Source organism: Alteromonas gilva, assembly GCF_028595265.1.
Lineage (GTDB): Bacteria > Pseudomonadota > Gammaproteobacteria > Enterobacterales > Alteromonadaceae > Alteromonas > Alteromonas gilva.
Genome location: NZ_JAQQXP010000001.1, coordinates 504,189 through 518,256, shown reverse-complemented (window position 1 = coordinate 518,256; position 14,068 = coordinate 504,189). Strand labels below are relative to the sequence as shown.

General features: G+C 51.5%; 11 protein-coding genes. 5 read left to right on the top strand and 6 right to left on the bottom strand.

The features are described 5' to 3' along the window. Nucleotides 1-104: 104 nt before the first annotated feature. On the bottom strand, nucleotides 105-917 hold the full coding sequence (cysE, locus tag OIK42_RS02405; RefSeq protein WP_273638063.1) for a serine O-acetyltransferase: 813 nt from the start codon (nucleotides 915-917) through the stop codon (nucleotides 105-107). A 531-nt stretch (nucleotides 918-1,448) separates the two neighbouring features. Between cysE and uvrD the strand changes: the two genes are divergently transcribed. Further along, the gene (gene uvrD, locus OIK42_RS02400) at nucleotides 1,449-3,620 is read left to right on the top strand and encodes a DNA helicase II (protein WP_273638062.1); all 2,172 of its coding nucleotides are present in this window, start codon (nucleotides 1,449-1,451) and stop codon (nucleotides 3,618-3,620) included. 19 nt (nucleotides 3,621-3,639) lie between these two features. After that, nucleotides 3,640-4,890 (top strand): GGDEF domain-containing response regulator, encoded by a 1,251-nt coding sequence (locus OIK42_RS02395; protein WP_309568750.1) that lies wholly within the window; start codon nucleotides 3,640-3,642, stop codon nucleotides 4,888-4,890. On the opposite strand, the gene rarD is transcribed toward OIK42_RS02395, so the two are convergent. Together rarD and OIK42_RS02385 are read right to left on the bottom strand one after the other, a co-directional pair. Next, nucleotides 4,887-5,810 carry an EamA family transporter RarD gene (rarD, locus tag OIK42_RS02390; protein ID WP_273638057.1) on the bottom strand — a complete coding sequence of 308 codons (924 nt, stop codon included), beginning with the start codon at nucleotides 5,808-5,810 and terminating at the stop codon, nucleotides 4,887-4,889. The genes OIK42_RS02395 and rarD overlap by 4 nt on opposite strands. A 17-nt stretch (nucleotides 5,811-5,827) precedes the next feature. After that, nucleotides 5,828-7,165 (bottom strand): magnesium transporter, encoded by a 1,338-nt coding sequence (locus tag OIK42_RS02385; protein WP_273638055.1) that lies wholly within the window; start codon nucleotides 7,163-7,165, stop codon nucleotides 5,828-5,830. A gap of 216 nt (nucleotides 7,166-7,381) precedes the next feature. Between OIK42_RS02385 and recQ the strand changes: the two genes are divergently transcribed. After that, on the top strand, nucleotides 7,382-9,235 hold the full coding sequence (gene recQ / locus OIK42_RS02380) for a DNA helicase RecQ (RefSeq protein WP_374211858.1): 1,854 nt from the start codon (nucleotides 7,382-7,384) through the stop codon (nucleotides 9,233-9,235). 20 nt (nucleotides 9,236-9,255) lie between these two features. Here the strand turns inward: recQ and OIK42_RS02375 are convergent, their stop codons facing one another. The 3 genes from OIK42_RS02375 to OIK42_RS02365 form a co-directional block, all read right to left on the bottom strand. Next, nucleotides 9,256-9,936 (bottom strand): glutathione S-transferase, encoded by a 681-nt coding sequence (locus tag OIK42_RS02375; RefSeq protein WP_273638054.1) that lies wholly within the window; start codon nucleotides 9,934-9,936, stop codon nucleotides 9,256-9,258. Between the two features lie 149 nt (nucleotides 9,937-10,085). After that, nucleotides 10,086-11,321 carry an ABC transporter permease gene (locus OIK42_RS02370; RefSeq protein WP_273638053.1) on the bottom strand — a complete coding sequence of 412 codons (1,236 nt, stop codon included), beginning with the start codon at nucleotides 11,319-11,321 and terminating at the stop codon, nucleotides 10,086-10,088. Beyond that, on the bottom strand, nucleotides 11,315-12,010 hold the full coding sequence (locus tag OIK42_RS02365; protein ID WP_273638052.1) for an ABC transporter ATP-binding protein: 696 nt from the start codon (nucleotides 12,008-12,010) through the stop codon (nucleotides 11,315-11,317). Before OIK42_RS02365 ends, OIK42_RS02370 begins: the two co-directional genes overlap by 7 nt. A gap of 234 nt (nucleotides 12,011-12,244) precedes the next feature. On the opposite strand from OIK42_RS02365, the gene OIK42_RS02360 reads away from it, so the two are divergent. Continuing rightward, nucleotides 12,245-13,663, top strand: a complete 1,419-nt coding sequence (locus tag OIK42_RS02360; protein ID WP_273638050.1) for a protein adenylyltransferase SelO — start codon at nucleotides 12,245-12,247, stop codon at nucleotides 13,661-13,663. Further along, nucleotides 13,651-13,980 (top strand): DUF3630 family protein, encoded by a 330-nt coding sequence (locus OIK42_RS02355; protein ID WP_273638049.1) that lies wholly within the window; start codon nucleotides 13,651-13,653, stop codon nucleotides 13,978-13,980. The genes OIK42_RS02360 and OIK42_RS02355 overlap by 13 nt, the downstream gene beginning before the upstream one ends. The last annotated feature ends 88 nt before the right edge of the window (nucleotides 13,981-14,068 follow it).

Sequence of the window (14,068 nt, the reverse complement as noted above, 5' to 3'; positions counted from 1 at the left end):
GAGTACTCTCACTGCCACAGAGTTGCGGCTCATTCCGCTATTACTAAAAAGCTGATGCAGGGTGACAACCCACTTAATTGCCCACCCTGCCGTGCATATGAAGACTAGGATTGCTCGTAGAGGTTATCTTCTAACACATTTTGGTTCATGGAGTCGCAGGGTCTCGCACAACAGGGACGCCCCACCACTTTCGCCGGTACACCGACTACCGTCACATGCGGCGGCACATCATTAAGCACCACGCTACCGGCGCCTACTTTCGAGCCCTCGCCAATTTCAATGTTTCCGAGCACTTTCGCGCCGGAGCCAAGCATCACGCCCTGACGAATTTTGGGATGGCGGTCGCCACTTTCGCTGCCGGTTCCGCCTAAGGTAACGTTTTGTAAAATAGACACGTTGTCTTCGATCACCGTGGTTTCGCCCACCACAATGCCGGTGGCGTGATCAAACATTACCCCTTTACCAATTTGCGCAGCAGGATGAATATCCACAGCAAAAGTTTCTGAGTTGCGGCTTTGTAAAAACAGCGCTAGCTGATGACGCCCCTGTTGCCACAGGTAATGCGCCATCCGATGCACCTGCACAGACTGAAACCCTTTAAAATGGATAAGTACGGTGAGGTATTTGGTTACAGCGGGGTCGCGGCTGTAAATAGCCCGAATGTCTTCGATGGCTGCTTCAACAATTGCCGGTTCAAGCAGGTAAGCTTCATCGAGTACTTCACGAATAGCCAGCGCCGGCATCACATCATCGGCCATCTTGTTAGACAGAATAAAACTCAGTGACGACTCAAAGTTATGATGGGTAAGTATGCAGGCATGAATGAAGCTTGCCAAAAGAGGTTCTTCGTCAGCGATTTGCTGCGCTTCTTGTTTAAGCCGAAGCCAAAACTCCGCAGTATCAGTAATTGCGTGCATACCATGTTCCTTAATAACCCAAAGCCACGGGCAGTTACCTGTACCCGGCTCCACTGTAAATTTCATTTTGCTGCCACATCGACAGACACCGGTGCAAGACGACCTGCTATACTTATACTCACTGGCCTGAACCGCCAGGCCTGAACTGACTGGCCGATACAGACAGGCCTGAACTAACTTGCCGATACAGATCCAGCGCCCCACAACCACCTGGCCACCTTCGTAGCGCATAAAGTAATGATTTAAACTGTGAATTCAAGGTGAATCGGCCAAAATACCGATAAAAACTATAATTAACGGCCAGTCGGCTGCAGCGCCATTCACTGTTGTGCACACTGAGTCTTTGTCCCGGCTCAGGCAGCGACCCCGTCAGCCTTAATCATACTATTAATAACAGACCAGTGTGAGAGCGGATCACTTTCAGGCAAGAATCCAGCTTTATTGTGCAAGCGTGGTTTAACGTAAATGGCTTTAATGGCATACTTTGATTTTTGTTAGCCTGAATAAAAATACAGGTGTTTTTGTATTATTATGGATGTTTCTGAGTTACTCGACGAATTAAATGACAAGCAGCGCGAAGCCGTCGCTGCGCCGTTATCCAATATGCTTGTTCTGGCTGGCGCCGGCAGTGGTAAAACCCGTGTGCTCGTGCACCGTATCGCCTGGTTAATGCAGGTAGAGAATATTGCACCCTATAGCATTCTGGCAGTAACCTTTACCAATAAAGCGGCGCGGGAAATGCGCGGACGCATTGAAAGCCTCATGGAGCGGCCACTCAATACCATGTGGATTGGCACTTTCCACGGCCTGGCGCATCGCTTACTGCGGGCCCACTATGCCGAGGCAAATTTGCCGGAAAACTTTCAGATCCTCGACTCAGACGATCAGTACCGTTTGATCAGGCGCATCCTCAAAGCCATGAATCTCGACGAAAAGCACTGGGCGCCGCGACCAATTCAATGGTACATCAATGGCAATAAAGACGAAGGCCTGCGCCCCGAGCATATCGACACTCATGGCGATCATACTCAGCAAAAAATGCGCGAGATTTACGCCGCCTACCAAGAGGCTTGCGATCGCTCCGGGCTGGTCGATTTTGCCGAGTTGCTGCTGCGCGCCCACGAACTCTGGTTGAAAAATCCCGACGTACTGGCTCACTACCAACGACGCTTCAGAGCAGTGCTGGTAGACGAGTTTCAGGACACCAACAACATTCAGTATGCGTGGCTGCGTTTACTCTGCGGTCATGAAAACAGCAATATCATGATCGTCGGTGACGACGACCAGTCTATTTACGGCTGGCGTGGTGCAAACGTCGATAATATCCAGCACTTCCTCAAAGACTTTAACGACGCGTCGACCATTCGCTTAGAGCAAAACTACCGCTCAACGGCCACTATACTCAAAGCGGCGAATACGGTGATCGACAACAACCAGGGCCGCTTGGGTAAAGAGCTCTGGACCGACGGTGACGACGGTGAACCTATTTCTATTTACGCCGGGTTTAACGATCTCGATGAAGCGCGGTTTATCGTGGCGCAAATTTCCAGTTGGCAAAATCAGGGCAATCAGCTCAGAGAGTCTGCAATTTTGTACCGTAATAATGCCCAGTCACGAGTACTCGAAGAGGCCCTGCTGCATCAGGGCATTGCGTATCGCATTTATGGTGGCTTACGATTCTTCGAGCGCCAGGAAATTAAAGATGCTCTCGGCTATATGCGCCTGATCAATCATGCCCATGACGATGCCGCCTTTGAACGGGTTGTGAATACCCCCAGCCGTGGATTAGGGGAGCGTACACTGGCAACAATTCGCGAACAAACCCGGCTGCAAAACTGCTCTATGTGGCAAGCCAGCCTGCAGTTGTTGCAAGACGGTGGCCTCAAAGGCCGCGCTGCTAACGCGTTAAATCAGTTTATTACGCTGATTACGGATATGGCCAGTGAATGCAGCGAACTCGCCCTGGAAGAGCAGGCCAACAAAGCGATCAAGCAGTCGGGTTTGTATGCCATGTATCAGGCAGAAAAAGGCGAGAAGGCACAGGCCAGACTGGAAAACCTCGAGGAACTCGTCACCGCTTGTAAGCAATTTGTGGTGCCCGAAGAAGCCGACGAAATGACGCCGTTGTCGGCGTTTCTGGCGCACGCTTCTCTGGAGGCCGGCGAAACCCAGGCCAGCGGCGATCAGGACGCGGTGCAGCTCATGACCATACACACCGCCAAAGGTCTGGAGTTTCCGCTGGTGTTTATGGCGGGTGTGGAAGAAGGCATGTTCCCCAGTCAGATGACCAACGACGAACCCGGCCGCATGGAAGAAGAGCGCCGCCTTTGTTATGTGGGGATGACCCGCGCCATGAAAAAACTCTACATGACCTACGCAGAAATGCGGCGGGTCTACGGTCAGGAAAAATACCACACTGCGTCACGTTTTTTACGCGAAATACCGTCACACTGTGTTGAAGAAATCCGCTTAACGTCTACAGTATCAAGACCAGTACCCAATCGTTTTAGCAAAGCAGCCTCCCATGAACGCATGGAACAAAGCGGCTTTACCCTGGGGCAACGGGTGAGTCACCGCAAGTTTGGTGAAGGTGTGGTACTTAATTACGAAGGCAGTGGCGATCATGCCCGGGTACAAGTGAATTTTGACGAATTTGGCAGTAAATGGCTGGTACTGAGTTTTGCCAAGCTAGAGGCGGTATAAGGGCAAAATAACGATGCCGATGAAGGTTCTCATCATTGAAGACAGTTCGACAAATATTGGCCTGCTTAAAAAGTTGGTTGAGATGGCCGGACTTGAGGCTGTGTTAACCACCAGCCTCACCGCAGCCCGTCATGTTTTCATCCATTCTGAGCCAGAAGATTATTTATGTGCCATTGTCGACTACGACTTGCCTGACGCCCCCCATGGCGAAGCCATTGACTATGCCATAAACAGTTATATTCCAACCATCGTATCAACCGGCCGCCTCGATGAAGACATTCGCCACGGCGTGTTGTCGCGGGATGTGGTGGATTATATCCCCAAAGAAAACGCGCAAATGTATGACTACCTGATGCGCTTACTTGCCCGTCTGCAAAAAAATAAACACATCAGCGTCATCGTGGTCGGCCCCAAACGCATCGAGCGCAAGGCCACCGCCGCTTTACTCCGGCGCCATAATTTTATCACCTTTGAGTGCGCCACCGCCCGCGAAGCAGACAACTTGCTCGCTGAGCACACCAACGTTAAGTTACTCTTTGTAAACAGCGCAATAGAGGATCAGTCTGCTACGCAGTTTGTGGCCGGTTTACGAAAACGCTACAGTAAAGAAGAGCTCGCTATAGTTGGCATTACCGATGACCCCAACAGTTTACTGGCAGCGCGATTCATTAAAAGCGGGGCCAACGACTTTATTGGCAGGCCTTATTGCCACGAGGAGTTTTTGTGCCGGGTAAATCAAAACATTGAGCTCATAGAGAATGTCGAAACCATTCGCCGCACCGCCAATACAGACTATCTCACCGGTTTACCCAATCGCCGTCACTTTTTTTACACCGTTAATAAGTATCAGCGCAATCAACCGGCCCATCAGGCCCTGGCGCTGGTCGACCTGGACTTTTTTAAAGCCATCAACGATACCCATGGTCATGATGCGGGCGATACCGTATTGCAAGCGACGGCCAAAAGTATTGCGCTGCATTGTGCCGACTTTATTGTGGCGCGCTTTGGCGGCGAAGAGTTCTGTATTTATATGCCCGATGTCAGCGCGGCTGAGGCTATTGAGGCAATGCAGAGCCTGTGCAGCATCATTAGCAGCGCACCGGTTCAATTTAACAATATTGAACTGGCAGTAACAGCCAGCATTGGCCTGACAACCATTCCCGGCCACAATATTGAACTGATGCTAACCCATGCTGACAAACTGCTTTATGAGGCCAAGCAGAGCGGTCGCAATCGCGTTGTCCATGACGCCCCGCTCACAACCCGCTAGGCGGCCTGAGCAGCCTTACGCGCCTTACGTTGCTGGCGGTACACCTTAAGCGAGTCAATACTAAAGAGCACTAGTCCGCACCATACCAAAGCAAACGTCACCAATCGCGCCGGCTCCAGCGGTTCGTTATACAACACCACGGCAAAAATAAACATTAAGCTCGGGCCGATATACTGAATCAGCCCAAGAGTGGTAAACATAATCCGCTTCGCCGCAGCATTAAATGCCAGCAATGGCATGGTGGTGACCACGCCAGCGGCCATTAACCAGGCATTGAGTGACATTTCATTGCCGGTCATGCGCCCGACATCCGAGGCAAAGAACAGCCAATAACCCGCCGCAAACGGCAATAACACCAGGGTTTCCATAAACAGGCCCGGTAATGGTTCTACCGGGATCTGGCGACGCAATAAACCGTATATCGCAAAGCTGCCGGCAAGACTCAGTGCCACCCACGGCAAGGTGCCATGGGCAATAATAATGTTGGCCACACCAATCAGTGCCAGCACTACCGCAAGCTGCTGCATGCGGCGCAGACGCTCGTTCAAAAACAGCCGGGCCAGAAACACATTCAACAGCGGATTAATGTAATACCCCAGGCTGGCTTCAAGCATTAAGCCGGAGTTTACCGCCCAGATAAATAACAGCCAGTTACCGGCCAGCAGTATACTGGCCACAATCAATAAGCCGACCAGGCGCCTTGATTTAAAGATAATCCGAACCTTGGCAACCTGACCCAGACCAATAAGCAACAAAGCAAGCAACGCGGCCGACCACACTACCCGGTGCATTAAAATATCCGGAGCCGGTACCGCAATAATCTGCTTAAAATACAGCGGCGCGATACCCCACATGGTATACGCCGCTATGGCATAGAGAATACCGGCAAAAGCCTGGCGTTGAACCGCATCGTTGGCCACGCAAAGTCCTTTTTACATTACAATAAAAACAAACTGCCAAGCCCCAGAAAGGCCACAAAGCCGACAATATCGGTCACGGTAGTCAGGATCACAGAACCCGACAACGCCGGATCAATTTTTAGCTTTTCCAAAATCACCGGCAGCATCACACCGGCCAGTGCTGCGGCCAGAATGTTGAGGAAAATAGCTAAACAAATTACCACACCCAGGAGCGGATCGTTAAACCACATAAAGGCGACGATGCCAATCACTAAGGCCCAGATAACGCCATTCACACCACCGACTTTGAGCTCCTTGGTCATCAGGGCTTTAAGGTTCGCACTGGTTACCTGGCCAAGCGCCAGGCCCCGTACAATCAGGGTGAGCGTTTGGCTACCGGCAATACCGCCCATGCTGGCAACCACCGGCATCAATACCGCCAGTGCGACCACTTGCTGCAAGGTTGCTTCAAATAAACCAATAAACCAGGAGGCCAGAAACGCCGTTAAAAGATTGAGACCGAGCCATAATGCCCGGCTGCGCGCACTTTTTGCGACCGGCGCAAATAAATCCTCGTCTTCATCCATACCGGCGGTGGCCATTACCTGACGCTCGTAGTTTTCGTTAACCAGTTCACTGGCACTGAGCACGTCCAGGCGCCCGAGTAACTTGTTACTGTCATCGACAACCGGTAATGCTGCATAGCCACTTCGCTGCACCAGTAACGAGGCATTGGTGGCATCGTCGGCGCCTTTAATGACCGGTAACGATTCTTCGGTCAGCTCAACCATGGGTAAATGTTCCGGGGCGCCAAATACCCGGGTGAGCTTAACGGCGGCCGAGAAGTGACCGGAGCGATTCACTAAAAACACCGTATCGCAGTGAGACGGCACATTACGGCGAATCAAGCGCAAACCATCCCGCACCTTGGCATTTAATGGCAACACCAGCATTTCATGAGAAATCCAGTGCCCCACCTGCTCGTCGGGAAACTGCGTAGCATCACGAAAATAGGCCTGTTGCTGTTTATCCAGCGCCTGATAAGCCAGATCAATAAGCCGGGAAGGCAAAGAGTCCATCAGCTCAAGCAGTTCTTCGGCGTCGATATCGGCGAGTATGGCAGACCATTGCTCGTCGGCCATGGCCGCAATCAGCACTTCCCGTGGATCGCTACGCATCTCCACCAGCACGTCGACTTTGCGCGTGTCTGGTAATACTTCCCACAATGAAATCCGCTCTTCTACCGGCAAGGATTCCAGCAGCGTTGCGATCTCGACATCTTCGGCAGGCAGCAGTAACTCGGCAACAGCCTGAATATCATCGGGCCCTTTATCGGTAACGAGCTCTTCAATTAAATCTGGTAATGCTTCAGCCATCTTCTTCACCGTACAGCGAAATTTCTTTTATCATATCATCGAACCCGGGCACACTGGTATTACTCTGTGGCAGCACGGCGCTGACCAGCGTAAACCTAGCAAAAACTGCTGGTAAAAAGCCGTGAATCCGCATTCAAAAACGCGTACACTTTGCACCTCATGACAGCACTACCCGATACCTCTCCAAAGCAACAAGAGCCCGATAGCCAAAGCGCTATTGCGACCGCGGCTGACCGGCGTGAAACCATGGTTAGTGATGCCGCTGGCCCTGCCCCCAATGCGCAGCAAATTCTCAAAGATATTTTTGGTTACAGCGCTTTCCGGGATGGGCAGGCCGAGGTCATCGAACATACCATTGCGGGTAAAGACGTACTGGTATTGCTTCCCACCGGTGGCGGCAAATCATTGTGTTATCAGATCCCTGCCATCGTGCGCGAAGGCACCGGTATTGTCGTATCACCGCTTATATCGCTCATGCAGGATCAGGTAGAGCAGTTACGCGAAGCCGGCGTTAAAGCGGCCTATTTAAATTCATCGCTGAGTAACGAAGAGTATCAGGCCAGGGTAAAAAAACTTCAGGATGGCTTTTACGATATCATTTATGTGTCACCTGAAAGGCTGCTGCAACGCGCTTTTTTAAATATGCTGTCGCACACCAAAATTGCCTTATTTGCCGTTGATGAGGCCCACTGCGTGTCGCACTGGGGTCACGACTTTCGTCAGGACTATCGCGAACTCGGTATGCTCAAGCAGCGTTTTCACGACATTCCGGTTATTGGCTTAACCGCTACCGCCGACACAACCACGCAGCAAGATATTCAGATCCAGCTCGGACTCGATGAACCGCTGGTGTATAAGGGCTCGTTCGACCGGCCCAATATTCGCTACCGGGTCATTGCAAAGTACAAACCCTTTGAACAAATTGTCACTTACATTCGTCAGCAGGATGGTGGCAGCGGCATTATTTACTGTAATTCCCGCGCCAAGGTAGACGACTTAAGTGCCAAACTGCACCGCCAGGGGTTTCGTAGTGCGGCTTATCATGCCGGCATGGACGCCGACGAGCGGGCCTGGGTACAGCGCCAGTTTATAACCGACAAAATTGATGTGGTGGTGGCCACGGTTGCCTTTGGAATGGGCATTAATAAGTCTAACGTGCGTTTTGTGGTGCACCATGACGTGCCGCGCAGTATCGAAAGCTACTATCAGGAAACCGGTCGGGCCGGGCGCGACGGATTGCCCGCCGAGGCGTTGCTGCTGTTCGACGAGAAAGACAGTGCGCGGGTAAAACAATGGATAGAGCAAGGCAACCTGGCCGATCGCAACGCCATCGAACTACAAAAATTTGCCGCCATGGAGGCTTTTGCCGAAGCGCAAACCTGTCGCCGCCAGGTGCTGTTAAATTACTTTTCTGAATTTAGCGACAAGGCCTGTGGCAACTGCGATATTTGTCTTGATCCGCCGCGGCCCTTTGATGGCCTGCAGGTCGCCCAAAAAGTGCTCAGCTGCATATTGCGGGTACAACAGCAATACGCCACCCAATACATCATTGACATACTGCGCGGCAAAAATCTCAAGCGCTTACAGGAAGCCGGACACGATAAGCTGTCTACCTGGGGTATCGGCAAAGATCACAACGACCAGTACTGGCACAATATTATTAACCAGCTTATTCACCGCGGCCTGATCCGCGTGGATATTGCCAGCCATGCGGTATTGCGGTTAACCGAAGCCGCCAGGCCGGTACTCAAAGGTGAGATTGCGGTAGAGCTGGCAACACCACGGCTGGAGATCAAAGCTGAAAAACCGGTTAAACCCGCGCTTAAAAACTACGATAAGGTGCTGTTTGCCCGCCTTAAACACCTGCGCAAAGTCCTTGCCCAGGAGCACGATGTACCGCCGTTTGTTATTTTCAGCGACGCCACGCTGGCCGAAATGGCGTCCATTAAACCCACCAGCAAGGACGCTTTCCTGGCGGTCAGCGGTGTGGGTCTTACCAAGCTGGAACGCTATGGTGTGCCGTTTTTGCAGTTGATTAACGACTACCTGGAACGCGACCATAACGTGTAAAATTGGTTAGCGCCTGCCGCTTAGGCGTAGGCGTATTCTCCACCTTTTTCGACTCCGCGCTGGTAAGCCTCGCGGCCATGTATTTTGTTCACCCAGGCATCAATTGCCGGATACAGCCCCTTACCAACTCGTCCCAGCATCGCCTCAAGCGGAAAACTCATCTGAAAATCAGCACCGCTCAGCGTCTCACCGGCAAACCACTCATGCTTTGCCAAATGGGCATCAACGTATTCGAGACTGCGCTTGAGATTTGGTCCGTAATAAGCATCCGTAATGGCGTCGACCACTTTTGCCACCACCGGTTTCATAAAGAAAGGTTTGGCTTTGTCTTTCGCTTTGCCCATAACTAAGCTGGCCACCAGCGGTGGCATTAAGCTGCCTTCGGCAAAGTGCATCCAAAACTGATATTCATTTAACGCGGCCGTATTATCACTGCCGGGTTTGAGGTGGGTACCGAACTGGCCAATCAGATACTCAATAATTGCGCCAGACTCAGCCAGCGTATAGCCATTATGGGTGATAACCGGTGAACGCCCCAGTGAGTGCACGGCTTTGAGTGAATCCGGCGCCAGATTGGTTTTGCTATCGCGCTGGTAGTGTTCGATAGTGTAATTAACACCTAACTCTTCTAAGAGCCAAAGAACGCGCTGAGATCGGGAATTGTTGAGATGATGTACAATCAACGCAGCTTCAGAAGTCATAATAAATCCTGTAAAACGCCGTTTCCAGACAGAGAAAACATGAATGCGATGTTATCAATACGTGCAAACATTTAATTGGATTAACCTAAAATGACCTGCATGCTATTTCGTTGCTATTTCGACGAGTATTTATAGTTTTACCGCCACGTTCACAACCTCTGCTGTATGGCTCCGCGGTATGCATCAAGCGCGGGCAGCAGGCTGCAAAGCACACTGGCCAGCAGTATTACGCCGATAACCCCAGAGGTATGCAGGGTAATAAAGTTTGCCGAAATAAACATGCCATAGTGGCTTGCCAACCAGCCCTGCAACGCACTGAATATTACAGTCACCAACACCACAGCCGCGGCGCAGGCCGCCCCGGATAACACCAGGGCTTCGAGCAATACCAGGCGAAATATGGTGCCGGCTCCGGCGCCAATGATTCGCAGCACCGCAATCTCTTTCTGCCGTTGCTGCATAGATGCCAGTAACATGGTCGACAAACCAAACAACGACGACAATAAAATCAGCGCACTAATAAAGCGCAGAACATTTTCCACGCTCGACATCATCTGCCACATTTCGGCCAGCGCGACACCGGGCAAAATGGCCATTAACCGATCGTCGGCGTAATTATTCAGCTCGCGCTGCAAGGTAAAGGTTGCAAACTTACTCGTTAACCCTACCAACACGGCTGTCACGCCCTCTGGCTGCAGCGCCTGCGCAGCGGAACTGCCGTCGTGTTCCAGCACCTCATGCCGGGCCTGCGGCGTTAAATGCATTGCCTCGACACCTGCCAGGCTAACATGCACGGTTTTATCCACTGGTGTACCGGTAGGTGCCAGAATGCCGCTGATAACAAAGGGAGATTCATCGTGATGGGTAAAACTCACCGAGCCTGTGCCGTGGGCAATAACTACCTCATCGCCAACTTTATAATTGAGACTTGCCGCCACATCGGCGCCCAGCACAGCACCGAAAACGCCACTAAAAGGCTCGCCGGTACTAAAGCTAAGCGGTGTTTTATTACCAAATTTAAAGTGCTCAAAGTAGCGCTCATTGGTTCCCAGCACACGAAAGCCCTGATGCGAATCGCCCAGCGCAATTGGTATAGCCCAGCGCACCTGAGGATGCTCCGTAAGCATGGTATAACTGTCGTAGCGGATATTGTTGGTGGGGCTGCCCATTCTGAACACACTGTACAGCATCAGGTTTAGCTGACCGCTTGGCGCCCCCACAATCAGATCAACATCTGATACCGTGCGATTAAAACTTGCCTCAGCCTGCAGCCTCACGTGCTCAACACTGAGCAACACACTGACACTGATTAACAGCGACAAAAAGGTTAATGCCAGGGATTTTCCCCGGCTCTTTAAACTACTGATGGCAAACGACACTAACATGGTGCGTCCTCACGGGGACTGCACAGTGACGATAGCGCCACGGTTACATCGAGGTATTGCTGCAAACTCTGATCATGGCTAACAAATATCAACGTTGCGTTAAGCTTCGCACACAGCGTCGTCAGCAACTGCATAAACGCATCGCGGGCACTCGCATCGAGCGCCGAGGTGGGTTCGTCTACCAGCAGGATCTCCGGCCGGTTGATCAGGGCACGGGCAATCGCTACACGCTGTTGTTGACCGACACTGAGCTGACCGGCCTGCTTATCTAACAGGTCGGTGGAAAGTTGTAGCGCTGCCACCAGCGCAGCAATATCGTCACGTTTTACCCGGGTATTACCCGCAAAGTAGGCGGCAAGTTCGATGTTTTTCGCAACCGTTAGGTGCGCAATCAGGTTAAACTGTTGAAACACCACCCCGATATGGCGAGCTCTGAAGCGATCCCGTTTAGCACCACTTAGCGTCGAAAACGCACTATCGAGCAAAGTAATGCTGCCACGGTCCGGGCTTAACACGCCCGCCAACAGGTTCAGCAATGTCGTTTTACCTGAACCGGACGGGCCATACAAAAATACGCGCTCGCCCTGCAACACCTGCCACGCAGGGATCGACAGCTCCGCGCCGTTTTTCGGGTATTGGTAATAGACCTGCTCAAGGTTTATTGCTACGGGTACCTGAGGTTCAGACAACGTGACATTACTCCCGGTTATGACAATATGACTATTCAGCGTATCAGCATATAACGACGCGCCTTACATTTAAACGTCCTAAGAGCTTAATATTAACCTTACCAATCACCATATTACCTGCACAGCCAGCATCATATGACCAACAGCCACTAGATTATTATCCGCCGCAAAATGCTACACTGGCAGCGCATAACCAGCTAATGATAAACACGGCGCACAATAAACGAGGTTTCAATGTTATTAAGCCATAAGTATGCAACAGCACTGCCTGAAACAGTGAGCAAGGTAACACCGCAAACACTTGATGGTATTGCCTTGCAATTGCATAACACTGACCTGGCAAAGCAGTTTAACCTGCCAGCTGGTAAGGAATTAATGACAGCCATTTTTTCGCCTGATGGCAAACTTGCGGCCAATGCGGTCGCACAAAAATACGGTGGCCATCAGTTTGGCCACTGGAACCCTCAGCTTGGTGACGGGCGGGGGTTGTTACTGGGTGAAGTGACCGATGAAAATGGCCAGTCCTTTGATTTACACCTAAAAGGTGCCGGTCAAACGCCTTATTCCCGCCATGCTGACGGGCGCGCGGTATTGCGCTCTACACTGCGTGAATACATCGCCTCCGAAGCCTTACATCATCTGGGCATTCCAACCTCCCGCGCGTTATGTCTGATGACCAGTCAGCATTCAATCTTGCGTGAGCAGCTTGAACCGGGCGCCATGATGATCCGCATGGCACCAAGCCACCTGCGTTTTGGCCATTTTGAGTATTATTTTCATAGTCGCCAGCCGGACATCCTCGACAAGCTGATGAACTATACCCTGGCGAACCATCTCCCGGAATGCCGGCAACAGGCAAATCCGCATAAGGCATTACTTACCGCCATCACCCTGCGCACCGCACGCATGATTGCCCTGTGGCAAGCTCACGGATTTGTTCATGGAGTAATGAATACCGACAATATGTCGATTCACGGCATTACCTTTGATTACGGGCCTTACGCATTCCTGGAGCACTTTAAGTCTGATGCGGTGTTTAACCATTCCGATTATGAAGGCCGCTATGCGTTTGACCGTCAGCCCGGCATTGCACTGTGGAATTTAAATGCCCTGGCACACACCTTTACCGATTACCTGAGCACCGATGACATTCGCGCGTGTCTGGCCCGGTTTGAACCCACATTTTTAAGCCAGTACCGGCATCAAATGTTTAGCCGGATGGGATTAGACGACAATGACGATAATGAGCCCTGTTTACAGCAGTGGCTGGCGCTACTGGAACAAAACACACTCGACTATACCCATAGCTTCAGGCAACTGGCAACGGCCGATCCCAATGAGAAACACACACCATTACGCGACCATGTTATTGACCGAGAAGCCTTTGATAACTGGTGGCAGAACTACCGGCAACGCAGGATTAGTAGCTCTCAGGATAAAAGTAAGCAGTTACTTACAACATTAAACCCGGCGGTGATACCCCGCACGCACTATTTACAAAACGCCATCGACGCCGCGGAGCAAGGCGATTTTGGCCCGGCCGAGGCGTTAATTGCCGCCATCAAACAGCCTTTTGAGGATAACCCGGCGACCCGTGATTTTCAGCAGCCGGGTAAGCAAAGCAGCGAGGTGAGTTTGTCATGCAGCAGTTAACCCAACAACAAGTTGCGTCATATTTACAGGTTGAAGACACCCATGTGAGTTGGCAGGGGCCAATGCCTGAAACCCAACAGGCGGCAGTAAGATTGTGCCATGCTATTGCCCGTTTGCTACAGGCGCAAACCAGCGATACCGACTGGGGCGCTGACCGCATGCAGGTAAAACTTCATAACGCAAACGTCGAACTATTGCTGAATGTGGAATGGTTATGCGAGGCAGTCTGGTTGCAACCTGTTGGCATCTCGCAAAATAACTTAACCCAGCCACAAATGTTGCATGTCATCGCCGAGCAGTTAAACCCGCAACGATAAACCCGGCGGTGGACGAACTCAGCGTAAAGCGAAAAAATGGAGGGCGCCGCTATTAGACTAAACTACCCAATAGGCGCTATACTGCCGC

Bases quoted from the DNA above. Each gene is read 5' to 3' on its own strand.
- OIK42_RS02370 (WP_273638053.1), bottom strand. From the start codon at position 11,321: ATGTTAGTGTCGTTTGCCATCAGTAGTTTAAAGAGCCGGGGAAAATCC.
- OIK42_RS02385 (WP_273638055.1), bottom strand. From the start codon at position 7,165: ATGGCTGAAGCATTACCAGATTTAATTGAAGAGCTCGTTACCGATAAA.
- OIK42_RS02355 (WP_273638049.1), top strand. From the start codon at position 13,651: ATGCAGCAGTTAACCCAACAACAAGTTGCGTCATATTTACAGGTTGAA.
- cysE (WP_273638063.1), bottom strand. From the start codon at position 917: ATGCACGCAATTACTGATACTGCGGAGTTTTGGCTTCGGCTTAAACAA.
- OIK42_RS02375 (WP_273638054.1), bottom strand. From the start codon at position 9,936: ATGACTTCTGAAGCTGCGTTGATTGTACATCATCTCAACAATTCCCGA.
- OIK42_RS02360 (WP_273638050.1), top strand. From the start codon at position 12,245: ATGTTATTAAGCCATAAGTATGCAACAGCACTGCCTGAAACAGTGAGC.
- uvrD (WP_273638062.1), top strand. From the start codon at position 1,449: ATGGATGTTTCTGAGTTACTCGACGAATTAAATGACAAGCAGCGCGAA.
- OIK42_RS02395 (WP_309568750.1), top strand. From the start codon at position 3,640: ATGAAGGTTCTCATCATTGAAGACAGTTCGACAAATATTGGCCTGCTT.